At 31.6% G+C, this 991-nt stretch carries 1 protein-coding gene and 1 tRNA gene; both read left to right on the top strand.

What is annotated here, in order from left to right; translation table 11 throughout:
* Positions 1-251 precede the first annotated feature (251 nt).
* Positions 252-364, top strand: a tRNA-Ser gene (locus tag RM553_RS19450).
* A gap of 13 nt (positions 365-377) precedes the next feature.
* Positions 378-893 (top strand): hypothetical protein, encoded by a 516-nt coding sequence (locus RM553_RS19445; RefSeq protein WP_311536627.1) that lies wholly within the window; start codon positions 378-380, stop codon positions 891-893.
* Positions 894-991 lie beyond the last annotated feature (98 nt).

Raw genomic sequence — 991 nt, 5'->3', positions numbered from 1 at the left:
GTAGTTAATGCGGCAGAAAGTTCATTGAAACAAATATCTCATTAGAGATTTAAGATTTTGGTATTCAAAGTTACTAAGTCTATTGACTTTACTATGCTCTTAATCAGAGTTTGGGCAACAATTAATCCACTAGAATTAATTAAACCATTAAAAACTATGATTATGATAAAAATAGAGAAGATTAAAAATATTCCTTTTAAGGAAAAACTTATGAACTTTGTTAAAAGTATAATTGTGGGGTTTGCACTAGTGGAGAAAGGAAAGGCCTAACCTCTGATTATAAAGCATTGAAATTAATAGAAACTTTGTAATTGGACACCAAGACGATGTGCAAAGGGAGGTTCGATTCCTCCCTTCTCCACCAATTAATTAATATTATGGAATTAGGAAGTTTTAAAATTTCTGGTCATTCAACAAAAAGAGAATGGTCAGTTTATTTATTCGTAGCAAAACCAAAAAAAGAAAAAGATAAAATCAAACTTTATGTTGGAAAGGTTGGCGATAATAGAGCTGGTTGTAATCCAGTAATTTCTAGAGTAGGAAATCATTTTTCCCACAATAAAGTTCATTCTCAAATCCGAAACGCCATAAAAGAAACTGTAGAATATGATTATGAATATTTCTATTGCCACTGTGGTGAATATAAAAAAGAGGATAAAAGAAGATCTGAGAATTGCTCTAGAATTAATGAATTAGAAAGGGAATTAAATAGAGTTGTTCAAAATCAAATTGAAAACAAACAAAATTTTGAATTGCTAAACCCATATAAAGGAAATCATATTTCTAAACTTAGAAATAAAAAAAGGAGTCAGTTAATCAATGATGAAGAAAGAGAAGTTCTATCAAAGTTAGTTGAAACCGCACTAACTACAACAACGGTTAATCGCCAATAAGCGGCAGCGTTAGTAAGAAAATAATTAACTTGACCAACGAACCAATACTAAGCCGACAAATCCGCGTCCCTTACTCCGCCAACTGGCGATAACCGGGA

Source organism: Autumnicola tepida, from assembly GCF_031846485.1.
Taxonomy (GTDB): Bacteria; Bacteroidota; Bacteroidia; order Flavobacteriales; family Flavobacteriaceae; genus Autumnicola; species Autumnicola tepida.
The sequence above is the reverse complement of the archived record's forward strand: the minus strand, read 5'-3'. Positions and strand labels throughout refer to the sequence as shown.

Bases quoted from the DNA above. Each gene is read 5' to 3' on its own strand.
- RM553_RS19445 (WP_311536627.1), top strand. From the start codon at position 378: ATGGAATTAGGAAGTTTTAAAATTTCTGGTCATTCAACAAAAAGAGAA.